Origin of the sequence: Bacillus sp. PPSBB_2, from assembly GCF_045291115.1 — a bacterium.
Lineage (GTDB): Bacteria > Bacillota > Bacilli > Bacillales > Bacillaceae_G > Bacillus_A > Bacillus_A cereus.
This window is the reverse complement of sequence record NZ_CP147983.1, coordinates 2428181-2452362: the sequence shown is the minus strand read 5'-3', so window position 1 is coordinate 2452362 and position 24182 is coordinate 2428181. Positions and strand designations below refer to the sequence as shown.

Sequence of the window (24182 nt, the reverse complement as noted above, 5' to 3'; positions counted from 1 at the left end):
TTACACCTCTTCCAATGTTCTATTCCTAAGTTTTCGTAAGTCGTAGCTCCTTTATACGAAAAGAAAAAGTCTTTATATATGTACCCCACTCTGAAATAAACACATTTGCAAACAATTTAACATCCTCTTCATATCACGTTCTTTATAATGATTCAGGCATGCAATTTGGATCCAGTTATTCTTTTGTAAATACGCTGATTCATAATGGACAATATATCCTTGTAAAGCTAACGCATCACCTACCGTTTTAGAAGACTGACCTTCGCTTAATTGAATTGTAAATATAATTTTCGCGGCATGTTCTTTAGGTGAAACAAGCTTTAACCCCATATCAGTAATAACTTCTTCAATATACTCGTATGTCTCTTTAATTTTTACAAATACCTTTTCATCTTCAAATCTCTTCAACGCTTCTTGCAATGCATAAATTAAATTCCATGATTGTGAGTATGGAATGCTTTCATTTTCTTCATACATACCAATGTCCATATAGGCCGGCACAGCCTCGTTTATTTTTACAATGTGGTTATGAAAAACGAAAGAAATTCCTGTATATGATTTAATCGCTTTACCGCTAACACCACTTGCAAAATACACATCCTTTAAGTCTAATGGTATTGCTCCAATTGAGCTTATGCAATCTACACATAGTTTTATTTGATTCTCGTTACAAAGAGTGTTTAGCTCGTTTAAATCGTTTAACATTCCAGTAGATGTTTCATGATGAACAAACCAAAGCCATTCATAATTTCCAGTTGTCATGATTTCTTCTAATTCGGTATAAATAAATGGATCTCCCATTTCCTTTTTATAAGTATCAAAATGTAACTGTGCTCGTTTTGCATGTCCAACTAATCTATTACCAAATTCCCCATTTGTTAATACTAGTCCTTTCCCTTTTAAAGAACGTAACTGTAAAGCAATCGCATCATTTGCTAACGTCCCTGTTCCTAACATAAGCTGTACATGTTTTGCTTTTGTCATGTAAAGTAACCGTTTTTTCACATTGTCCATCATCACTTGAAATGACTTAGAGCGATGCGAAATAGGCCGCGTAGAAAATGCCTTTCGAATGTTCTCTTCAATATCTACTGGACCAGGTAAAAACGTATATTCTTTCGTCATAATCCCCCCAACGCTCGATTCTTCAAACATAGCAGGGGTAACATACATTGGCTGGAAGGCCGCTTCTTCTGTACCAACTAACGTATGGAAAACTTTGAATCCCATTTGCTCATATAAAGCTAGTTCACGTGTTGTTGCAGAAATGAGTGCTAATTCATATCCATTTAGAAGCAAATAACGATGTAGAAAACGGATTAATCCTAACAACGCTCTTCCATTCCTATATTCACGTTCTACTGAAAGTAAACGAATTTCATACACTTTTTCTCCATGCTCTTGCAAATAAACATCTAAATTTGAAATTTTATAATCTAACGAGAATGGTCGTTTTCCCCGCACCGTACCTACTAATCTATCCTCATCTAAACAAATTAAATATGTATTTTCTTCATGAAACCGATCTATACGAAACCGGTCTTTCGTTTCTTCATGTTGCGGAATCTCTTCTACAAAAGTTTTATAATTTAATTTATGTATACTTTCAAATTCCCAATCTTGATCAGCAACTTTATAAATTAACCCCATGCCTTATCTCCTTTATCTATTTAATAAAAAATGATAAGTGGAGATTATCCCCACTTATTAAACATTTATTTTATTCTCGATTTACATATAGAATAAGTACAATAATCATTCCACTTAAAATAGTCGTAACAACAGAATAAGAATAAAGAATCATACAAATTGGTAAACAAGCAATCGTAATTAGTCCTGGCTTCGTAAATCCTTTGAATATTAAATAAAATACAATAAAAATGCCTATGAGGGTAAGCGCTATCAAATAATCAAATGCGATTAATCCTCCAATAAATGTTGAAATACCTTTACCGCCCTTACCTTTAAATAAAACTGGGTAAATATGTCCAATAATAACGGCCAATAATGTTAACATTATGAATGTAGGATCTTCAAAAAGATATTTTGCAACAGTAACAACGATTGCCCCTTTAATCGCATCCCCTAAAAATGTAGCGATGAAATACCCTTTTCCATATACGCGCCCCATATTTCTTGCGCCAGGATTTCCGCTTCCTTCATCCCTAATATCAACGTTATGTCTCAATTTTGTTACTATATAAGCGGTCAATATGTTTCCAATTAAATAAGAAGCCACCAAATATAAAAACTGCATACTATTAATCATGTAATCATTCACTTTCTAAATGGGAATACATATACAATATTCAATTACTACGTATATTGTACGTTTTTAACATACATCCCTTTATACATTTTAACATCATATTTTTACAAATCATACAAAAATTCTCATGCGCTAATTTTAAAAATATATATCCCTCATTAAATGGTATGTTCCTTTCACTGCCATTTCTGCTTGTGATACGAATGTAATTTCTTTCATACTTTCTTCACAGCATTTCTTAAATACAGCAAATATTTCAGGAGCTAAACGCAATATACTGCCACTTACTGCAATTGGAGTTGAGCGCTTAAATTGCATCTTGTTATAAACATCTACCGTAATTCTTGCTAATTCCTTTCCAGCTTGCATTATAATTTCATGCGCATCATCATTGCCACTTCTCGCTTCCTGAATAACTAATGGTGCGATTGCTGCAATTTTATCTTTAGAAGAAGTATATACTAAGCTTTTTATATGAGACGGTGTCAAAAGTTGAAACTGCCTTTGAATATTCAAACTCAATGGACAAAGGCTGATTCCTTGATCGAATTGAATTGTCATTTTCTTTAAAGCTTGTAATGCAATCCAATATCCGCTCCCTTCATCTCCTAAAATATGTCCCCATCCACCGCTATACTGATATACTTCTCCTTTCTTTCCTATACAAATTGCACCTGTACCACCTATAGTTAATATTCCATCCTTACCTTTTAAAGCAGCTGCATGCGCGATCATTGCATCATTAAAAATTTCAATTTTTGTTCCGTATTTCTTTTTTAAACGTAATGTTAATTCATTTGTATTCGCTCCGCTTATACCAGCTAATCCTAAACAAATACAAACGCAATGCTCATTTATTAAATTCTTCTGGCATTGATTAATTGCTTCCATAATATGCAAAAGCGCCTGATCAAAATCTATTAATACATTTCCAAATCTGCTCGTACCTCTTACAACTTCATTTCCATTTTGATCAAATGCAATTGCCTCTGTCTTCGTTCCCCCGCCATCTACTCCAATCATATACTTCATATGTTCGCCTCATTTTCATTTACATATTGGAGGGAATGTTACATTCCCTAAAACCACGGAATTCTTAGCACCTGTTGCGCTCGGCACATTACTCGGATTACGATGATACGTTTCGTTTGCTAAAATAGCAAATGCAATCGCTTCTTTCGCTGCTGAAGAATGACCAATATCCTCTTGTATACATATACTACATTTCTCTTCTCTTAATCCATTCCGTATCATTTCAACAAGTGTATTATTATAACTTCCACCACCAGCTAAAATCACCTCATCAATGTCATAATACGGTAAAATACACTCCTTATAATGATGAACAATTGAACATGCTGTAAACATCGTGACAGTTGCCAATATATTTCCTTTACTATGCTTTTCAAATCGATTTAATAATTCAGTCACAAACGCTTCTCCAAAATGTTCTCTACCTGTTGATTTTGGTGGTTTCACGTTCAAAAATGGATGGTTCATACAGTATGTTAAAATTTCATCTACAACCACCCCTTGACTTGCGATCCAACCATTTTGATCATATGGTACATGAAATAATCTTTGACATACTTCATCGATTACCATGTTGCCTGGTCCAGTATCAAAAGCAATAACACTCTCATTACTTCGTTTACTTGGAACCACTGTAACATTACCAATCCCGCCAATATTTTGCAGTAGTCTATTTTTAGTTTGATGCCGATATAAAATAATCTCTGAATATGGTACAAGTGGTGCACCTTGTCCCCCTGCCGCCATGTCCATCGTTCGGAAATTCGAGATAACCGTCGTGTTCGTTTCATATGCTATTACTGCTGGTTCCCCAATTTGCAATGTTGAAGAAATAATATTCCCTTCTTGCTTTGGCTGATGATAAATCGTTTGTCCGTGAGAGCCTATTAAATCTAATTGTCTCAAAGGAAAATTGGCCTCTTTACAAACTTCCTTTACAGCATTGGCAAAGCATAAACCAAGTTTAAAATTTAAACTACATATAAGTTGGACATTCGAAGTTTCAATTGATAACGCTTGTTGGATCTCATTTTTCATATCATTACAAAATGGAACAGTAGTAAAATGGATGAGTTCGATTTTAGAATCTACACCACTTCCTTCTATATGAACGAGCGCTACATCTATTCCATCTAATGAAGTACCAGACATTACCCCTGCAATATACATAACGTGCATGACCTCCTATTTACTAAAAAACAATCATGTAAGTAACGAACGTACAACCAATCGAAAACAATATAAATCTAAAAAACAACTGAGCTTTTGATGCAAACGATCCATCAATGAAAGAAACAACTACCGTAAGCAAAACGCTTGCCGCAATACTTGTAACGAGCCATATACTATGCATTTGTGATAGATTTAGCATGCCTAATAAAGGGACAAAAAGTAAATTTGCACAAATCACTCCAAATAATAATAAAAATACGCCTTTATAACTAAATTTTATATTCATTCTATTTCCCCCTTTCTAGTTTTAATGTGAAAGAAGTGATAGACAAAAAGTCTATCACTCAAAATAACAGCGTGCAGATTAAGGATTAACAGATTCCCCGTCACCATTCTTTTCAATTTCAAGCATATTTTTGTCGTACATTTTAAAGAATGGTAAATAAATAAGGAACGATATTGCTATATTTATAAAAACTAATACAATCGCACGCCAATCTCCACCTGTTGCTAAATATGCACCAATTGGAGCAGGTAGTGTCCATGGCGGCATAATATGCGTTGGTGTTACAAATCCCATCGCAGTTGCTGAATATGCAACAGTTGCTGTTACAAGTGGTGTAATGATAAATGGGATAATTAAAATTGGATTTAGTACAATCGGTAATCCGAATATGACTGGTTCATTAATATTAAAAATACCCGGAACAATACAAGTTCTTGATAATGCTTTCGAATATTTCGATCGACCAAATACAATCATAGCTAATACAAGCCCTAACGTCGCACCAGAACCGCCAATCCATATAAACCATTGATATAACGGCTCTGGTGAAATAAATGGCAACTGATCTGCTCCACTAGCAACTGCTTCACCATTTTTCCCTAGGTATACTTCCCATAATGGCCGAGCAACAGTTCCAACAACCGACACACCATGGATTCCGAATGACCAAAAAAACGTAATTAAAAACACTGGAATCATTACACCGAAGTAACTATCCCCAGCTTTTACTAATGGTGCTGCTAATTTATCAACAACATGGTGTAAATCAATGCTAAAAACGACAGTTACTAGACTCATTATAATAATAACGAATGCTGCAGGTATAAGTGCTTCAAATGAACGCGATACAGATGGCGGTACTTGTTCTGGCATTTTAATCATTACATTTTTCTTCTTACAAAACCTTAAAATCTCTACGGATAAAATAGAAACAATCATCGTCACAAATAATCCATGACCTCCGAGATTTGTCATCGGAAGCATGAATCCTTTTTTATCAATTAACTCAGGCGTTAATGTTAAAAGTAGTGAACATACCGCGAGCTGTGCTCCTGATAAAGCATCTAATTTATAACTTTTCGCTAAATTATATCCTATTCCAAATGCGATATATAAGGACATAATAAACATGGTTAAACGATATGGTATCAATATACTTGTTTGATTCTTTAATGCCCAAACTGATATAAAACTATCTTTCGGCAGTGGTGGAAATGCTACTATTAAAAAGAAGCTTCCTACTATAATAAATGGTAACGCCGAAATAACTCCATCACGGATTGCTTGTAAATGTCTCTGCTCAGAAAGCCTTGCCATCGGTCCAGATAAGTTTTTATCAAGAAACGTGACAAACTTATTCATAACGTTTCCCCCTAACTGATTAATTCATTTACAGTTTTTAATAAAGTCGGGCCGCCAAGCGGTGTGTATGCTTGCGGCGGTATGATGCCACACGGAATAGATCCCTCCTCTGCAAATTTTTTTACAGAGTCAAATCGGTGTCTTATTTGAGGTGCCACCATTACGACATCCCAGCCATTCTTTACTTCTTCCTCTACCTCATTCGTTCCAATTGCATGCACTTCCATGTTCACACCATTTTTCTCCGCTTCTTTTTTTAAAGCGTTTACAACAATTGCACTGGACATTCCTCCAGAACAGACGAACAAGACTTTCATTTATTAATCCTCCTATACTTATAATTTATTACCCTTCAAATGAAAGGAAGTTTCACTTTACTAACAAGCATATGAAGTAGTAAATGAATTTAGTTATAATGAAAGTAAATTTCATTAAAAATATTTTTCCTATTAAATTAATGTTTCAATATGCAATTTTCTCTATTGCAAAATCAACCTCGCCTCATATATTATTTTAAATAATCATATGATAGGGAGGCGTATAAATGATCGTTAAACGTTTATTAATGATATGTTGTATCGTCATCTTGTTCATCCCTTTCTCTTTCATTCCCCCTCACTTTACTTATGCTGAAGTAAATACTGCATACAAAAAACATGAATTACGTGCTGTATGGATTGCATCTGTTCTGAATATTGATTGGCCCTCAAAAACTGGCTTACCCATTGAAAAACAGAAACAAGAATTTATAAGATTATTAGACGATGTAAAAAGCACTGGTATGAATGCAGTTGTTGTACAAATTAAACCAACCGCTGATGCTTTCTATCCTTCAAATTACGGTCCTTGGTCTGAATACATTACAGGAACACAAGGAAAAGATCCTGGTTATGACCCGCTCGCATTTATGATTGAAGAAACTCATAAAAGAAATATAGAATTCCACGCTTGGATTAACCCATACCGAATAACGATGAATCACACCGATATAAATCGATTATCAAATAATCACCCTGCAAGGCAACATCCCGATTGGGTTGTCCCTTATGGCGGAAAGTTATATTACAATCCCGGTATTCCGGAAGTAAAAAAATTTATAACAGAAGGCGCTTTAGAAATCGTACAAAATTACGATATTGATGCGCTGCATATGGATGATTATTTTTACCCATATAAAGTAGCCGGTGAAGAATTTCCAGATCAGAAAACGTACGAAACATATAATAATGGTAGATTTACAAATATAGAAGATTGGCGACGTAATAATGTAAATGAACTTGTAAAAGATTTAAATACTGGTATAAAACAAGAAAAATCATATGTAAAGTTTGGCATTAGTCCGTTCGGCGTATGGCGAAATATAGCTGACGATCCCACTGGCTCTAACACAACCGCAGGCCAAAGAAACTATGATGACCTTTATGCTGACACACGTGAGTGGATACAAAAAGGATATATTGACTACATTACACCGCAAATATATTGGAATATAGGTTTCACCCCAGCTGCATATGACATATTAGTAGATTGGTGGGTTAAAGAAACAAATAACAAACCGATTCACCTATACATCGGTCAAGCGGCCTATAAAATTAATAATAACTCCGTCCCTGCTTGGTCTGATCCAGAAGAATATCCAAAACAAATTGCATTAAACCGGCTATATCCTGATATAAAAGGTAGTATGCATTTTAGCTTAAAAGATATTAATAACAATCCACTCGGAGTTAAAGATAGACTTTCAAAAAACATATATAAACATCCTGCATTAATCCCGCCTATGCCTTGGCTTGATCATGATCCACCAAAACAACCGACTTTAAAAGGCGCCATTCCAAGAGATGAAGGTATTGCAATCGGTATCATTGACAATAGAGATAATGATTCTACTTATTACGCTATTTACCGCGCGAATGGGAAAAATGAAGTGGATATACAAAATCCGAAAAATTTACTTACTACTGTAAGAAAAACAAAACTTGGAGAAATTTATGTAGATAAAACCGCTATTTCTGGAGAAACGTATACGTATGTCGTAACTGCAGTTGATCGATTGCATAATGAAAGTGTGGCTTCTAGTCATACTACCGTTAGAGCAAAATAAAACCTCATAAAAAAAGCGCCTTAAAGCCGTGATACTTAGCTTTTAAGGCGCTTTTTGTTATTTATTCTTAAACTTCTCAGTCGCTGCTCTCATCTTCACATTTAAATCGTGATCAATTGAGTCGCGAATATCTCGCTCTACTACTTCCATTTCTTTTTGGAAATTTTCCAAGTAGATTTTCAGTTCTTCTTCCTTCTCTGGTCTTTGTGAAGGTGGTAATTGTACTACCAACGATAACATGGCCGTTAAATCTTTCATTAAGAATGTTTCAAGTTTATGTTGTTGTTCAAACATGCGTTGCTCTTGATAGTACGGAAGTGCATTCAATACTGAAATTGTAATATCATCAACCGTTCTTTGTAATGAAGGATTTATTGAGCGTTTATACGCTTGAATTGTATTTAATGCGTCTGGATAACGGTCATAAAAATACAATTTGTAAAATGATAAGTCTGTCGGTTTTACAGTTTGCTGTGTTTCTTGTCTTAAGAAATCTTTCACTTTCATCGTGGCTACATCGATATCTTCATTCGTAAGCTTTTTCGTAGTTTTTGCCATTACATGCACTTTTTTCTGCTTTTCTTTCGGTAACATCGAGAAGACTTGTTCTCTCGTACGTTGACCTGATGCACAAAATAGAGTATTTAATGTATTTTGTTCTTTCTTCCCTTCGGTGCGAATCCAGCGATAAAACAGTGGATGTTGTGTAAATTCTTGTAGAAACGGTATTGATTTGTTTGATAACTTATCTAAAGAATCTTGCGCTCTTTTATATGGCTTCGTCCATGAAAAATACAGCTTCCGTCCGAAATATACGACTAAAACAACAACAGTAAATGCTATTAAAAGCAATGTACCGAGTAGTAATAGTACTGTTTGAATGAAACTCATTTGTTCACCTCCTCTAATAATCCGTTATTTCCTTGGACGCTGAATGAGTTTCTGCTTCATCTCATCATTAAATGTGTCTAGTTCAATAACGAACTTCTTACTTGACTCGATAATACGTTCTGACGATTTTTCAGATGCTTCAATTGCAGCGAACACATTTTGGAATGATTCACGTAATTTATCCATGCTAATAGCAGGGTTTTCAAGCAATTTCGTCGTTTCTTCTGTATTTTGTTTTAACGCTTGAGAATTACTTAATACCATCGATTCAATTGCTTCATTCGTTGCATTTACCGCATCAATTGTTTTACGTTGATTCGTTAATGCAAGCTGAATAGCAGCTGAAACTGTTACAACGTTTTGCGTCATCGTAATTGCATTACGTATTGCCTCTGTTAACTTTTCGTTATTTTTCTTAATGATGTCTACAGAAGCTATAGATTGTAATAATACACTTTTCGCTTGCTGCATATTACGTGTACGTACAAGTATCTTTTCTAACGCATCGTTAATTAACGGAATATCCCTTTGACGATCTGGGTTTTGTTTCTCAGCTTCAAGCATGCCAGCAAGCTTTTTCCCTAAGTATACTTGTTTATCAAGCGCATGAATTTTATCGTGCGATTGTTCTTTTAACATTTCAAGACCAACTGTATCCTCTTGTAAGTTATCACGGCCAATTAGAAGGGATCTAATAATTTCCTCGATTTGTTTATCTATAGATTGGTATTTATGCACATATGTTTCAAGTGGATTTTTCTTGAATACTTTAAACATTATTTTCTTCATACCACTTGCTTTAAGTGAATTGGGATCAAGCTCTGATACCACTTTTCGTAATTCTAACAATGTATTTGGAATTTCTTCATTTTTCCCATTCATCATCGCTGTTACAGGGCGTTTTAAAGCTGATAACGTTTGTCCTGCTGCTTGTTGCTCTTTATCTCCTAAATCTCCTAGCTGAGACAATACTTTTGATAAATCTGTATTTTGCTCGCTATTTAACTTTTGTACATAAAGATCAGCTTCTTTATTTAGTTCCTCTAATTCTTCATCTTTTATAACTGTATCAACTACTACTTCTACATTATTATCTTTCACAATGGATACAGGTTCTTTTTTCTCGAGTTCAGTCAACAAAATCGCTCCTTTATTTATATGTGCGAATTTACATGCACTATATTTCATCAATTATATCGTATTTCATATACATTCTGACTGCTTGAAATCGATTTTTTTAGAAATGTCTGTTTATGCAGTCATTCCCTGTTTCTTACTATAAGTATACCTGTAATCAACATAATTTTCCTCAGACTTAAGACCTAGAGAACTACATGCTGAAGGCGGATTCTTCATATATTTCCTAAATAATTTACGTTCTTTTAATCGTGCTACACTCAATCTTTTGACATTCACCCGTTTTCAATGTGATAATTCTATTACACTCACTTCTATTTATTTTTGCGAGCTACAAATGCTCCCTTTTGAAACGCTAATAACACTGTTTCAAACGTATCATCTTCTTCAATCATTTTTATAAACTCATCTAATTCACTTGCATGAGAAGTTGCATTATCAACAACAAGAAAACCTTTTGGTTGTAACATACGTTTTATATGCTCAAACCACCACATGTATTGCGTGCGCTCTGAATCTAGGAAAATAAAATCAAATGAATGATCTAATTGGGAATCTAAAAATGCCCCTGCTTCTTGATTATGAATATCAATTCTTTGTAACAGGTTTGCCTTTTCAAAATTGACAAGTGCCTCTCCAACTCGTTCTGAAGAAAGCTCTACAGTTGTTACATTTCCATTTGTTTCTTCTACCGCATTAGCCAACCACAATGTAGAATAACCATTAGAAGTTCCAATTTCTAAGATATTTTTTGCATTACACCCTTTTACTAAAATTGATAAAAATTGCCCCATCTCACGAGAAACATTCCGTAATTTTTCTTCCCTTGTTTTTTTATTTCGATCATGCTCTTCTCCATATTGTTCAAGTTGCAATAATAATGAATCTACTGTATCCATTCTTTTCATCGCCTTTCCAAGCAATATGATGAAAAAGCTCTTGCTGCCCGTCTACTTTTTATTATATGCGAAACAAAAACCTTTTTCCTGTTATATGACAAAGATTTATAATTTTTTATAGCATATTGTTTCGTTTTTTGGTAAAGTTAATTTCTACGTGCAATTATTCCATTCATATTATTTCATATTAAAATTGCAGTTATTAAATTATATAAACCCCATTTAAATGAATCGGTATTTCAAATTCAATTAAGCGCCCTTTTCGGACGCATTTTCTTTGTTTATATATTTCCAGAAGAAAGGATGCTTACAAATGAACGTGATTAGCTTAGATGCTGCTCGAAAACGAAAGCAGCATAAAAAATTAATGATTACTATACCGATTATTACACGTATTTATGAAGAAGACGGGGAAATTAAATTTGAGGTGGCTGGCGAAAAAGATGTACCTCTTGAAATGTTAGAAAAATAATAAAAAACGCATTTCTGAAGAAATGCGCTTTTTTATATTTTTACATTTAAATGCATAAGTTTTTCAGGATTAACCATCATATAAATATTTGAAATCTTCTCATCCTCAAATGCAAACGAAAGAACATATGTTACTTTATTATTTATTGTAACTATAACTCCTGGTATACCATTTACCATTTTGAAATCAACAGTGTACTCTTCTGTCAATCGTTGTGCAATCCCAAAGAACAAACGTATAATCCGATCTGCAGAATAAATTGGATTGATCGCAGTCGTAACTTTACCGCCACCATCAGCTTTGAATATAGCATCTGTTTTTAATACTTCCAACATACCTTCCGTATCCCCACACTGTAATGATGCTACAAACTTTTCAACATAAGAAGCCATTTTCTCCGTGCTTAATTTTGATTGCTTCGGTTTCTCCAACATGCTTTTTCGTGCACGTTGAAAGATCTTCCTGCAGTTCACACTACTCTTATCAACAATTGAAGCTATTTCTTCGTATTCATAACTGAAAACCTCTCTTAATATGAAAACAATCCTTTCTACCTCAGATAGTTGTTGTAAAAGTAATAAATATGCGGTGGAAAGGGATTCTTTCATTATAAATGACTTTGATGGCTCATCACTCTCTTCTACAAGTGGCTCTGGTAACCACATCCCTACATACACGTTACGTTTATGCGCTGCCGATCGTAATTTATCAATTGAACGATTTGTCGCCATCTTACATAAATATGCTTTCATATTTTCTATAGATTGTGGATCTTCTATATTATTTAGCGAGATAAATACATCCTGAACGATATCCTCAGCATCCATAACACTCCCAAGGATTCTGTATGATAACGAAAATAATAATGGTTGATACGCTTCATATAACTGCTCCGTTTCCATGATGAGCTGCCTCACTTTCATATTGCTTTAAAATGTGTAACGCTGCACGTTTCCCGCTTGCTACCGCAGCATCAGCTAATATTTCATCATGCCCTGCCCAATCTCCTGCAACATAAACACCTGGCATTTCAGGTATATTAGGACCCGGCTTTTCAACACGGTCAATATGAGGAAAATCATGTACTACTGTTATTTTCGGTAAATATTGCTGTGCAACAACTTCTCTTTTCCAATTTGGATGTAACAACTCCATCGTACTTTCCAACTGTTCTTTATCTTCATGAATATGATTCATCTCTAGCACAGGATTATGGTACTTAATTAGACTCACTGCAATTGATCCGTCTTCACTTAATTTAGCTGCTCTCGATTGATTTGTGAAAAATATAGGTTGATCTAATCCTAATACAAATTGATGTGTAGGATTGGGTAATTGTCTCAAGCCAATATCTAATGCACCAACAGTAACCGGTACCGATTGTTCACTCCATTTATGCAAACTTGTTCCTTCTGCACCTTTTATTATTTTACAAGCCTCTTTCGGCGGAGTCGTCACGATGACTGTACCTACTTCAAAAACCTCATCATCAACACAATGTATTCTTTGTTTACCTTCGGAATGCTCAATTTCCACAACATGCTTTTTAGCCAAAAACTGCACCCCGATATCATTCGCTATAGCTCTTAATTTTGTTATTATCGTCTCCCAACCACCATCTACATAAAGCACTCCTTCTTTTATAGAAAGCTGTATTTGCTTTAGTACAGATGATGCTAATTGTATTGTAGGAGCAAACGTATATGTTGTTGTCCGGCATAGCGCATAAAATATATTGCGAACCATTGGATCTTTTATTTCATTTTCTGCCCATGTAGTTAGACTCATTTTCGGAACTTCTCCTACATCTAAATTTCCTAAACGAATCATAAGACGTGAGAATTGTACTTTTGCAGACCAAGAAAGTAGTGGTGTTGATAAAATTGAGCGAAAATCTGTTGGGATGGTGAATATATCCCCTTTCCATATTCCATGTGCTTTTGTAGATGGTATTCCACCTGGAAGAGTCATACCGAGCTCATTAAAAGTTATAAACGCTGCCCCGCCTCTATATAAAGCATGTGCACCAAGATTCATGCAGATTCCATTTTTATTTGTAGTCATCCCTCGGCCACCGAATTGACTGGACTTTTCTAATACAATCACTTTCCTTCCAACTTTCGCTAAATATATAGATGCTGTTAATCCAGCAAGCCCACCGCCAACAATTGCTATATCAAATGTATTCATAATAAAATCCCTCCTTAATCGTTCTACATACAAGACGAACGATTAAGGAGGGATGTGACATAAAAATAAATTTTTATTATCCTACTTTGTTTCTTTACTTTTTAATTCGATCATATTGCATACGAAATAACTCAATTGCAAATGGAATATCCTCTTCACTCTTTAAATAATAACTGACCCATCCTGATTCAGGTAATACGTGATGTGGTTTTACCAATCCTTGCTTCACTAATTCATCTCGCTTTAACTTCGGAAATGGTAAATCAGCTAATTTATCACCATGAAGATGCCCAAGTTCTTTCTTACCATAATTTATTTCAATACCACCAAATCGATGCGGTTTTTCAGAAACACCCGCCCAGCTGAGTACTTCATTTCTAATCATTTCACTAAATGACATGAACATTCACTCCTTATAAATGATTGATGTAATTTTAAATTAACATTTTCATTACTTTTTTCCATCAATCCAAAGTATGAATGGGAATACGAATATAGTTTAATCTTTATACTTTATACTTTATTCTTTATGGAATAAGTGAATTTATTAAGCTACCGACAACAGCACAAAACAAAGACTAGACACATATCCTAATTTTGTAACCTAACTTCCCTATAGAAAGGCGGGTAATATAATTGACTGCAAACATCGACTATACCTCCCCCTCAACCAATTTTACTTATGATGTAAATAAAAGTAATTTTTTCGGAAAGATGCCCAAAATTATATAAATGTACTTGGTATTAAACAATTAAATACTTTAGAAAATACTTCATTATTAGATATTTATTTAAGTACAGGAAATGTTGTAGAACCACATATTCATCAAAATGCAGCTGAACTTGTTTATTGTATTTCAGGGTCTGCTGTTGTTTCTTTACTTAATCCATTTACGAATCAAATATTAAACTTACCGATAAAACCCGGGCAAGTTGCCAATATTCCACAAGCGTGGTGGCATTATGAAATTGCTACAGCAGATAATACTCATTTATTAGCTATTTTCAATGCCCCAGCGCCAGAAGTTATTTTCGGTTCTGATATTTTAAGATTAACTCCGGCTCATATGATGGCCCATACTTACTGCCTCAATGAACAACAATGGAAACAAGCGGTTTCTCCTATTCAATCAACTACTGTTATTGGCCCTCCGGCAAACTGCAATCAAAACCGTGGAATGAAAAATTACCCAACCCAGCCCCTCCCTCAACAACATAATCCGTATCCCCAAGATTCTTATTACTTTCCTCTTTACTGGGGCTATTAATTTGTAAATTTTTAAAAGAATCATCATTTATCTCCTAGGAAAATACCGAGGAGATTTTTTTATTGTATCTTCTCTTCCTATTAATAATAGTAACAATTGATAGTGTACATACATATAATATTTATATATTAAATTGGAGGTGATAGTACTATGAGTAATTATAACTATCGAAAAAACTACTCTTATAATAAAAATAGTAGCTCTTCAGCATCCTCTCAATCTTCCAATTCTCAATCTTCCAATTCCCAATCGCAAAGAGACTTAGCCGAGCAAGGCTATGTAAAGAAAAAAGGATGTAACTGCAATAAAAATAAATAGTTTATTTTATGGATGAATTCTTTTTTTAAAGAATTCATCTTTTTTTCTGATCGAAAATTTTTAAAGTTACATAACTTATTCCTTAAATGAGAAAGGGTAAATTATACTTTTTTATACGAACTTAACAAAGAGTAATTGTTCAATTGATTTATTACTTATTTTCCAAAAAAATATAGTCCTTCCTAAATTTATTAGGAAGGACTATATACAAACCCCTGTTTAATTTCCTACTAAACATTGTAACAAATTAAACGATATTAATACCTGCACTTACAAATCCAGCAACTGCAGCTATTGGACTTGCTGCTGTTAATGAAACATATAACAGTATTTTATCCCCGGCTGCTACTGGAATAGCTTCAGGTATGATTCCTGATGCTGTAGAACCAATCGCTATTGCGGCAAATGCTGGTGTTAATAATAGAGGTGCGCCTTGTACTGTAAACGTATTGCTTGCTGCAGGTGCAGTTAATATTTGTATTTGCACTTGAACAGGTGATAATGGAGCTAATGCAGCTGTTGCACTAAAGAAACCTGCTAATGACGTAATAACCCCTGCGCGTGGTGCTACAAATGCATAATCACCTACACCTAATGCTAATGTGATACTTGTTCCACCCGTTAATGCTATACCAGGCTGACTAAATCCAAATCCAAGAAGAGTTCCTGTATTAGCTACTAACGCATTAACTAACGCTGCTGGTGTTGTACCTGAAGCAAACGGAATAATAGCTCCGCCACCAGTTGCACCAGTTGCACCTGTTAAGCCTGTTGCACCAGTTAAACCTGTTGCTCCTGTTGGACCTGTTGCTCCTGTTGCTCCCGTTGCTCCTGTTAAGCCTGTTGCTCCAGTTAAACCTGTTGCTCCCGTTGGGCCTGTTGCTCCCGTTGGGCCTGTTGCTCCTGTTAAACCTGTTGCGCCACCAGTACCTGCTGGACCTGTCGCTCCTGTTGGGCCTGTTGGACCTGTCGCTCCCGTTGCTCCTGTTATTCCTGTTGCCCCCGTTGCTCCTGTTGCTCCTGTTGCTCCTGTTACTCCCGTTGCTCCTGTTGGAATATATATTGGTGGAAGAGCTGGAAATGTAGGTCCAATATTCTCAGGTTCTATCTTACCTTTATTTATTGATAATTTATCATTCCGCTTCAATTTAATTCCTCATTCCACATATTTTTAATTAACTTACATAAGTATGAGTCTATTATTAAGGAATACTTTCATAACTATTCTTTTTTCTTTCCAAATGATTCATACAGTTATTAAACATTTTACCGTTGCTTTAACTACTACTATTAATATAATAAAATGATAGTTCCATTCCAAAAACACGAAACTTATTGCATTCTAATTTAAAAATGAGGTGATTTAAATTCAAGATAAAAATGAAAAAAGAATAGAAGAACTAGTATCAATAGCTCTTGAAATTATTCTTCCATACAGACTTACTGGAAGTACTGAACCTACCGGAAGTACTGGGTCAATAGTTACAACAAACTCTATGTTCGCTAATAATACATTAGGTATTAGGTGGAACTAATATTCCTCTTTCTAATAACCAAAGCCTCGGTAATTTTACAGTTAACGCCTCAAACGATATATTTACAATTCCTGTAGCCAGAAGATATCATTTAACCTATCAAGTTAATACGACAACTGCTCTACTCACTGGAACAAAACTACTATTAAACGCTTCTACTCCACTTCCTGGTTCTATTTTTTCTCCCGCTATATCAACTTCAAATTATAACAATAATTTAATTGCCGATAATACAATTTCCCTTCAATTATTCGGCGTATTATACATCGTTAATTTGGTTGGAGGTGGTTCAACAGGTGCCTCTCTAACAATTATACGAATCGATTAAAAAATGATTCATTCTTTTTCTAATAAACTTTATTAAATACTAAGTCTATCATGATAAAAACCTCCCAATTATTTCATAAAAGTGATGGCGCATTAAAGAACAAATTGCACTATATTCATAGTAGAAACTATCTATACTAAATTTTCCGTATATACATTATCAATTTACACTGACTTCCACCGATGTTACATTAAATATGAAGACAGTTTCTCTTTTACGAACCATCTCAATACGTATTTGAGAAACGTACTCCAATCCTATACGCGAGAGCAATACTATGTTGACACTCAGATGAGTGTCTTTTTTTGTGAATGATAAAAAATAAAAACCATCTCTTATAGATGGTTTTATCTTTTGTTACTATAAATGTAAACTTATGCAGTTGGATAATAAATTGTCATGCTTAATCGAGTCAAAGATTTCCCTAAATTATAATAAGAGTGTGATCTATCGGCCTTAAAACGAATTGAATCTCCACTATTTAATTTATATTGACAGTTATTCACTTTTACTGTCAATTCACCTTCAAATACCGTTATAAATTCTTCTGCGCCTTCTTTATGCCCTTCTGAACTTAATTTCCCTTCTGTTTCTATTTCCACTGTATACATTTCAAAATGTCTACCATCTTGAAAAGGGAAAGAAGGATACACTTTATATTTTCCATTGTCTTCAGACAATACTTGAATATCCTTTCTTAAAATCACTTTCGTATCAGGCTGAGGAGTGTTGATTAAAGAAGTAAAAGAAACTTTCAAGCCATTTGCAATTTTCCATATTGTTGTTAGTGTCGGGCTTGATTCCCCTCTTTCAATTTGTCCAATCATCGTTTTACTCACACCCGTTAATTGGGAAACTTTTTCTAAACTTAATTTTTCTTTTTCTCGTATTGTTTTTAAATTTTTAGCCAGGATAAGTTGAATTTCTTCCATAAAACACACCCCTACACTCTATACAATATAACGACCGTTATGTATAATAAAAAGCGCACGTTATATTGTTCTTTTCGGTCATTATAACACACACAAATAATTAGGGGGGTCCAAATGCCTATATTTTCTTTTTTGTTATTTGTATTTATAAGTAGCTTCACACCTGGTCCTAACAATTTTTTAGCGATGACATACGCAAATCAACACGGATTAAAAAGAAGCATGAAGTTTTGCTTCGGAGTAGCTTTTGGTTTTTTCATCCTCACTTCTTTATGTAGTTTCTTTAATGTTGTACTACTTAATATCTTACCCATAATCGAATTCCCTTTAAAAATTTTAGGTGTAGCGTATATGTTATATTTAGCTATTAAAATACTTACTAGTAAAAGCAGTACGAATCCCGTTGAAAAAGATAATAAAAACTTATTCACAGTTGGGATTTCTCTTCAATTCGTTAATCCTAAAGGGATTTTATTCGGACTGACTGTAGTATCGACTTTCATACTCCCTTACTACAATTCATATTCAAGTTTTATACTTTTTTCATTATTTCTAGGTGTAGTCGGTTTAATGAGTACATTTAGTTGGAGTTTATTTGGTTCAATATTCCAAAAATTATTAGTAAAACATAACCAATTATTTAACATCATTATGGCCGTATTATTAGTTTTCAGTGCCGTTTCAATCGTTATACACTAATTCGATGCTCATTTTAGATTTTGTACTTTTTAATACCACTCTTCATCAATCAGACTACTTTATATACTAATCCATCCACATACCCTATATGTTTTAAAACTTTTAAGAGGAAACCTTCTAACAATAGGTTTCCTTCCATATCATATTAAATAAGAAGCAGGTTAAATACGGAGGTGATTTTGATTAAGACTACTTTAATTTCTCATTTTTACAATGAAGAATATTTACTTCCATGGTGGTTAATGCACCATACAAAGCTATTTGATCACGGCATTCTCATTAACCGTGGATCCACTGATCGGTCAGTTGAAATCTGTAAAATATTCGCTCCTAATTGGGAAATACGAAACTCAAAATCACTCGAATTTGATGCTTATTTAGTTGATCAAGAAGTTATGGAAATTGAAAGAGAACTTACAGGATGGAAAATGGTATTAAATACGACAGAATTCCTGTGCTGTTATAATAAAGAACAATTTTTCAAATCACTTAACACTATGGGCGGCAATATGTTTTCAATAAGAATGATTATGATGATTGATGATCCGACTTATGGCTACACTAATCCAAGATATAGTTCTCCGCTTGTTAAACAACGTTACCATGGAATAATAATTCAACCTAATCCAAATCAACTATATCTTAACGGTAGATTAATTCACAATAATTCGCACGGGAACTATAGAGTCGGGAGACATGGTTCGCATTATCCTTATAACATTTACATAGAACCTGCTTTTATTTTTAAATTTTTTTATAGTCCATGGAACGATGCAATGAAAAAACGAAAATTACAAATTGGGCCGACTCTTTCTCAACATAGTGTACAGCGTGGACTAGGTTCTCATCACTTAACAACAATTGAAAAATTAGAAACAAAATACAAATTCTATGCAACTTTAACTACGGACCTCCGGTTATTCCCAGAATACCAAATTATATTTCCTGACCTTTATCCTTAATGTCTTGAATATTTAGTTTCCACATCCATCCTTTTTTTATTAACATATCAACTCCAACTAAATACTTTTCTCTAGTAGAAATCTGAGCTAGGACTCTTGCTGCACGCAGATTCCTCTTATTTAATGTCGTACCACCAGCCTATAATCTTTCATACCATTTCATTGAGCACCTGATGTTGGATCAGAAATAAAAAATGGTAATTCATTTGGAAAATTTTCAATTTCAGATTATATACCTTCTAAAATAAAGAATTCAAACAATAGAACCTAAACTAATGTTTTAAGTTATGGCTTTATTTTTTTCTTATTATTCACTTTAAAATCTTTTTATAATAATATTGAAAAATACGGTATAATATAAGTTACTGTTCTTTTGGAGGGTTATAATGTCTGATAAGTATAAAATTTTCATTCTTATTGTTACCGCATCTTTTTCTTTCTTTTCCTTAATAAAAGATTTCCGCAACACTTCAAAAAGTTTCTTTTGGGGTAGTTTTGTAATTCTTACAAGCTTCATAATACTTTTAACACTCGCTTTAGATTTAACTCCAATACTCCTATATTCAACGCAAATTGCGCTTGAGATTATTACAATACCACGTAAACTCTTTCTACCATCTGTCACTGAAGCCGCTATTATTTGCTAACAAAGTATTTTAATTTTCTTATGCATGCCAAAATATATTTTGGTAAATTTGACACACATTTATATCAAACAAGCATATTTTATTGTATGGTGACTATCTAAAAATACAAATTTTAAATTTTTATAAGATCTTTTTATTTTTAATTAAAAATTTACAACATTCTAAAACAGTATGCACATAATATCCTCAATTCCCTTTTTCAACATGAAACTTGTCTCAGAGCGCCTTTAAAAGCGCTCTTTATCTTTAATAAAGGTTTTATTAAAATTTAGGTTAAAAATTAATACCCTATAGTCATGATAGCTATTTACTGTTTCCAAAATAAGTTGCATTAATAATATAGAAATGAAATACCTATAAAAATTATTACTTTACTATTTCTTTAAACATGCTAGTGAGGTGATTTCGATAGATTATCAAAACAAAGATATGTTCATTAACTTTTCACTTTTAGATATTAACCGTATTATTCTCCCACATTCTCCTACTGGACCTACCGGGGCTACTGGAACTACTGGGGCTACTGGCTCCACTGGACTTACTGGCTCCACTGGTTCTACCGGGGCTACTGGAACTACTGGGGCTACTGGCTCCACTGGACCTACCGGGGCTACTGGAACTACTGGGGCTACTGGCTCCACTGGTTCTACCGGCTCCACTGGACCTACTGGTTCCACTGGACCTACCGGGGCTACTGGCTCTACTGGGCCTACTGGTTCCACTGGACTTACTGGTTCTACTGGCTCTACTGGCTCTACTGGCTCTACTGGGGCTACTGGAACTACTGGGGCTACTGGCTCTACCGGTTCCACTGGCTTCACTGGTTCCACCGGGCCTACTGGCTTCACTGGTTCCACCGGGCCTACTGGCTTCACCGGTTCTACTGGGGCTACTGGACATACTGGCTCTACCGGTTCCACCGGGCCTACTGGGGCGGCTAGTGTAGGATTAACAAACTATCTATATGTTTTTGATACTACTAACCAATCAATTGCAGTAGGAAGTAATGTTACTTTTAACACAAATGGACCTATAACAGGAACTGCCCTTAGCCACATCACAGGTACTGGAAATATTATAATTAATACACTAGGAACATATGTAGCAGAGTTTCAATTACAAGCTTCTCGCGAAAACCAATTCTCCCTCGAACTAAATGGTACACCAATTTCAGGTGGACGTTTTGGTACGGGGTCACCACATACAATAAATCAAGGTACTGCTGCTTTTACCGTAACAGTTGTTCCTTCAACATTGACTTTAATAAATAACACCTCTTCAGCAGGTACTATCACTCTCTCAAATAGTGATGGTGGCTCTTTAACAAATGTATCTGCAAGTATAAGTATTTTTCAGGTCGGATAATTAATTTGGTTAGAAAAGTGATTCATAAAATTTACAAATATAAAAAATGAGGCTTCTCAATTCTAGAGAAACCTCATTTTTTATATTAAATTTTAAATTGGCTCGTATACAAATCAAAATAAAACCCTTTATCTTCCATGAGAGATTCATGATCCCCTCTTTCTAAAATTCCCCCATCCTTTATAACAAGGATTTGATCTGCTTTTTCAATTGTTTTAAGTCGGTGAGCGATCACAAAACTTGTGCGACCTCTCATTAAATTATTTAGTCCTGCTTGTATTTGTAATTCTGTTCTTGTGTCAATATTAGATGTCGCTTCATCGAGAATTAATATATCTGCATCTGCTAAAATTGCTCGTGCAATCGCAAGAAGTTGTTTTTGTCCTTGACTTAAATTCGATCCTTCTGAAGCAATTTCTGTTTCATATTGATTTGGCAAATGCTTAATAAAAGAATGTGCAGATGCTGCCTTAGCTGCAGTGATAACTTCTTCATCAGTAGCATCTAAGCGTCCATAACGGATATTATCCATAATTGAACCAGCAAATAAATACGTATCCTGTAAAACTACTCCAATTTTACTTCGTAAAGAATTAATATCATAATCTTTTATATCTTTTCCATCAATATGAATTTGTCCTTGCTGTATATCGTAAAAGCGAGTTAACAAATTAATGATTGTTGTTTTCCCTGATCCAGTCGGACCAACTAAAGCAATTGTCTCTCCTGGCTGCGCTTTAAGACTCACTTCTTTTAAAATTGTTTTATTTTCTGCGTAGCCAAATGAAACATTCTCAATGTATAACATGCCCTTGTAAATTTTGTACAACAAATGCGTCTTTTTTATTTTGAATTTCTGGTACCTCATCCATAATCTCAAAAACACGTTCTCCACCAGCAACTGCCGCTTGAATTGTATTCATTAAAGTCGCAAATTGACTTAGCGGTCTTGAGAATTGACGAGAATAATTAATAAAAGCCGCAATAACTCCTACTGTTGTCATTCCGTTTAAGACCATAACTGATCCAGTCCCAATGACAAGCCCCATACCTAAGTTATTAATAAAGTTCATACTTGGAAAAATAAAAGCTGAAAATGTATCAGCCTTCGTAGCTGAAACTCTTAGCTGTTCATTAATTTTATTGAAATTTTGTACAGTTTCTTTTTCTTTTCCATACAACGTTGTAACATCCGCACCTGTAATTGCTTCCTCAATAAATCCATTTAATTCACCTAAATCTTTTTGACGCTTCGCAAAGTTTTTACCACTATATGCAACTAGTTTTTTTGTAACGTAAAACATAATAGGTACTGTAATTAAAGTTACAATTGCTAAAATCCAATTTAAAGCGAACATCGCAATCGTTACACCTATAAAAGTTAACGCTGATGAAATAATTTGTACAACACTTTGTGTCAAAGCTTGATTCAAATTATCTATATCATTTGTCACACGGCTCATTAAATCACCTTGGGAACGCACATCAAAGAACCGTAAAGAAAGCGTTTGGATTTTCTCAAAAATATCTTGTCGTATTTTTTGAATTGTTTTTAATGCAACGTTAATCATGACAAATGTTTGTAACCATGTTAAAAGTACAGTTACACCGTAAATCGCGATAAGTAACATACACATTCTTGCTGTACCACTTAAATCTTTCGGTACAATATATTGATCTATAATGACCCCCCATAAAATAGGGACCTAATAATCCAAGTAAAGTAGTAACAACGACTAGAAATATAACAAACATAAGAGCAGCTTTTTGGTAGCCCATATAGTTCCATATCCGCATTACAGTTCCTTGAGCATTTTTAGCTTTCCCCATCTTTGGCGTGTTTCGTCCACCTTTATTAGCAAATTGCCCTTGAAAATTACGCATGTTCTTCCCCACCTTCTTTATGCAAATTACCACCTTGGGAAAGATAAATTTCCTGATAAACCTCACTTTGTTCTAACAATTGTTCATGTGTACCATTGCCAACTAATTCACCATTATCTAATACAAGTATTTTATCCGCATCCATTATGGAAGAAATTTTGGACGCAATTAATAAAGTCGTTGTGCCTTTATATTTTGTTTTTAAAGCTGTTTGAATAGTAGCCTCTGATTTCGCATCAACTGCTGATGTAGAATCATCTAATATGAGAATCGGCGGTTTTCTCACAAGTGCCCTTGCAATTGATACACGTTGTTTTTGTCCACCTGATAGATTTGTCGCACCTTGTGTTAAATTATATTGAGGGTGTTGCAAAACTCATAAATATCCAAAAATGAATGCATAAAAAAATCCGTTTTCCTGGAAAAATG

The 24182-nt window shown here is 34.4% G+C and carries 21 protein-coding genes and 4 pseudogenes; 7 read left to right on the top strand and 18 right to left on the bottom strand.

The genetic code is table 11. The features are described from left to right. Positions 1-72 precede the first annotated feature (72 nt). The 7 genes from V6946_RS12340 to V6946_RS12310 all read right to left on the bottom strand — a co-directional run bounded on the left by V6946_RS12340 (position 73) and on the right by V6946_RS12310 (position 6439). Positions 73-1650: an aminotransferase class V-fold PLP-dependent enzyme gene (locus V6946_RS12340; protein ID WP_006921698.1), complete on the bottom strand. Its 1578-nt coding sequence runs from the start codon at positions 1648-1650 to the stop codon at positions 73-75. 70 nt (positions 1651-1720) lie between these two features. Beyond that, entirely contained in the window at positions 1721-2269 is a 549-nt protein-coding gene (gene plsY, locus V6946_RS12335) for a glycerol-3-phosphate 1-O-acyltransferase PlsY (protein WP_033692366.1), read from the bottom strand. Between the two features lie 138 nt (positions 2270-2407). Next, positions 2408-3301, bottom strand: a complete 894-nt coding sequence (locus tag V6946_RS12330; protein WP_086389124.1) for a BadF/BadG/BcrA/BcrD ATPase family protein — start codon at positions 3299-3301, stop codon at positions 2408-2410. A gap of 15 nt (positions 3302-3316) precedes the next feature. Next, the gene (gene anmK, locus V6946_RS12325; protein ID WP_078993321.1) at positions 3317-4471 is read right to left on the bottom strand and encodes an anhydro-N-acetylmuramic acid kinase AnmK; all 1155 of its coding nucleotides are present in this window, start codon (positions 4469-4471) and stop codon (positions 3317-3319) included. A gap of 22 nt (positions 4472-4493) precedes the next feature. Then, a complete protein-coding gene (locus tag V6946_RS12320) occupies positions 4494-4760 on the bottom strand; it encodes a hypothetical protein (RefSeq protein WP_001021963.1) in 267 nt (88 codons plus the stop codon). Between the two features lie 78 nt (positions 4761-4838). Continuing rightward, positions 4839-6122: a PTS sugar transporter subunit IIC gene (locus V6946_RS12315; RefSeq protein ID WP_001032280.1), complete on the bottom strand. Its 1284-nt coding sequence runs from the start codon at positions 6120-6122 to the stop codon at positions 4839-4841. Positions 6123-6133: 11 nt separating this feature from the next. Then, positions 6134-6439 carry a PTS sugar transporter subunit IIB gene (locus tag V6946_RS12310; RefSeq protein WP_006921708.1) on the bottom strand — a complete coding sequence of 102 codons (306 nt, stop codon included), beginning with the start codon at positions 6437-6439 and terminating at the stop codon, positions 6134-6136. 227 nt (positions 6440-6666) lie between these two features. Between V6946_RS12310 and V6946_RS12305 the strand changes: the two genes are divergently transcribed. Further along, on the top strand, positions 6667-8226 hold the full coding sequence (locus V6946_RS12305; protein ID WP_006921709.1) for a glycoside hydrolase family 10 protein: 1560 nt from the start codon (positions 6667-6669) through the stop codon (positions 8224-8226). 57 nt (positions 8227-8283) lie between these two features. On the opposite strand, the gene V6946_RS12300 is transcribed toward V6946_RS12305, so the two are convergent. The 3 genes from V6946_RS12300 to V6946_RS12290 form a co-directional block, all read right to left on the bottom strand. Beyond that, complete coding sequence (locus V6946_RS12300) at positions 8284-9117, bottom strand: DUF3974 domain-containing protein (RefSeq protein WP_006921711.1); 834 nt, start codon at positions 9115-9117, stop codon at positions 8284-8286. 24 nt (positions 9118-9141) lie between these two features. Then, complete coding sequence (locus tag V6946_RS12295; protein WP_140159256.1) at positions 9142-10254, bottom strand: toxic anion resistance protein; 1113 nt, start codon at positions 10252-10254, stop codon at positions 9142-9144. A gap of 314 nt (positions 10255-10568) precedes the next feature. Continuing rightward, complete coding sequence (locus V6946_RS12290) at positions 10569-11162, bottom strand: O-methyltransferase (RefSeq protein WP_002094007.1); 594 nt, start codon at positions 11160-11162, stop codon at positions 10569-10571. 304 nt (positions 11163-11466) lie between these two features. Here V6946_RS12290 and V6946_RS12285 point away from each other — a divergent pair, with 304 nt between their 5' ends. Beyond that, complete coding sequence (locus V6946_RS12285; protein WP_001100984.1) at positions 11467-11625, top strand: hypothetical protein; 159 nt, start codon at positions 11467-11469, stop codon at positions 11623-11625. Between the two features lie 32 nt (positions 11626-11657). Here V6946_RS12285 and V6946_RS12280 read toward each other — a convergent pair whose 3' ends face one another. The 3 genes from V6946_RS12280 to V6946_RS12270 all read right to left on the bottom strand — a co-directional run bounded on the left by V6946_RS12280 (position 11658) and on the right by V6946_RS12270 (position 14215). Then, positions 11658-12527 carry a sigma-70 family RNA polymerase sigma factor gene (locus tag V6946_RS12280; protein WP_033692368.1) on the bottom strand — a complete coding sequence of 290 codons (870 nt, stop codon included), beginning with the start codon at positions 12525-12527 and terminating at the stop codon, positions 11658-11660. Then, positions 12505-13815 (bottom strand): NAD(P)/FAD-dependent oxidoreductase, encoded by a 1311-nt coding sequence (locus V6946_RS12275; RefSeq protein WP_006921729.1) that lies wholly within the window; start codon positions 13813-13815, stop codon positions 12505-12507. Before V6946_RS12275 ends, V6946_RS12280 begins: the two co-directional genes overlap by 23 nt. Before the next feature lie 94 nt (positions 13816-13909). Next, positions 13910-14215: a luciferase family protein gene (locus V6946_RS12270; protein WP_006921730.1), complete on the bottom strand. Its 306-nt coding sequence runs from the start codon at positions 14213-14215 to the stop codon at positions 13910-13912. A 236-nt stretch (positions 14216-14451) separates the two neighbouring features. On the opposite strand from V6946_RS12270, the pseudogene V6946_RS12265 reads away from it, so the two are divergent. Next, positions 14452-15083: pseudogene (locus tag V6946_RS12265) on the top strand (cupin domain-containing protein). A 565-nt stretch (positions 15084-15648) separates the two neighbouring features. On the opposite strand, the gene V6946_RS12260 reads toward V6946_RS12265, so the two are convergent. After that, a complete protein-coding gene (locus V6946_RS12260; protein WP_406622319.1) occupies positions 15649-16548 on the bottom strand; it encodes an exosporium glycoprotein BclB-related protein in 900 nt (299 codons plus the stop codon). A gap of 220 nt (positions 16549-16768) precedes the next feature. On the opposite strand from V6946_RS12260, the pseudogene V6946_RS12255 reads away from it, so the two are divergent. Further along, positions 16769-17264 (top strand): annotated as a pseudogene (locus V6946_RS12255) (BclA C-terminal domain-containing protein). A gap of 374 nt (positions 17265-17638) precedes the next feature. Here the strand turns inward: V6946_RS12255 and V6946_RS12250 are convergent. Continuing rightward, a complete protein-coding gene (locus V6946_RS12250) occupies positions 17639-18196 on the bottom strand; it encodes a helix-turn-helix domain-containing protein (RefSeq protein ID WP_006924162.1) in 558 nt (185 codons plus the stop codon). Positions 18197-18310: 114 nt separating this feature from the next. On the opposite strand from V6946_RS12250, the gene V6946_RS12245 reads away from it, so the two are divergent. The 3 genes from V6946_RS12245 to V6946_RS12235 all read left to right on the top strand — a co-directional run bounded on the left by V6946_RS12245 (position 18311) and on the right by V6946_RS12235 (position 20504). Further along, entirely contained in the window at positions 18311-18895 is a 585-nt protein-coding gene (locus V6946_RS12245) for a LysE family transporter (protein ID WP_001121284.1), read from the top strand. A gap of 179 nt (positions 18896-19074) precedes the next feature. Continuing rightward, positions 19075-19857: a glycosyltransferase family 2 protein gene (locus V6946_RS12240; protein WP_033692643.1), complete on the top strand. Its 783-nt coding sequence runs from the start codon at positions 19075-19077 to the stop codon at positions 19855-19857. 386 nt (positions 19858-20243) lie between these two features. Next, positions 20244-20504 (top strand): hypothetical protein, encoded by a 261-nt coding sequence (locus V6946_RS12235; protein WP_033692642.1) that lies wholly within the window; start codon positions 20244-20246, stop codon positions 20502-20504. A gap of 416 nt (positions 20505-20920) precedes the next feature. Here V6946_RS12235 and V6946_RS12230 read toward each other — a convergent pair whose 3' ends face one another. The 3 genes and pseudogenes from V6946_RS12230 to V6946_RS12220 all read right to left on the bottom strand — a co-directional run. After that, the gene (locus V6946_RS12230) at positions 20921-21379 is read right to left on the bottom strand and encodes a DUF4573 domain-containing protein (RefSeq protein ID WP_231392300.1); all 459 of its coding nucleotides are present in this window, start codon (positions 21377-21379) and stop codon (positions 20921-20923) included. 575 nt (positions 21380-21954) lie between these two features. Continuing rightward, positions 21955-23753, bottom strand: a pseudogene (locus tag V6946_RS12225) (ABC transporter ATP-binding protein). Continuing rightward, positions 23746-24114 (bottom strand): annotated as a pseudogene (locus V6946_RS12220) (ATP-binding cassette domain-containing protein); the annotation flags it as partial. The pseudogenes V6946_RS12220 and V6946_RS12225, both read right to left, overlap by 8 nt. Positions 24115-24182: the final 68 nt, after the last annotated feature.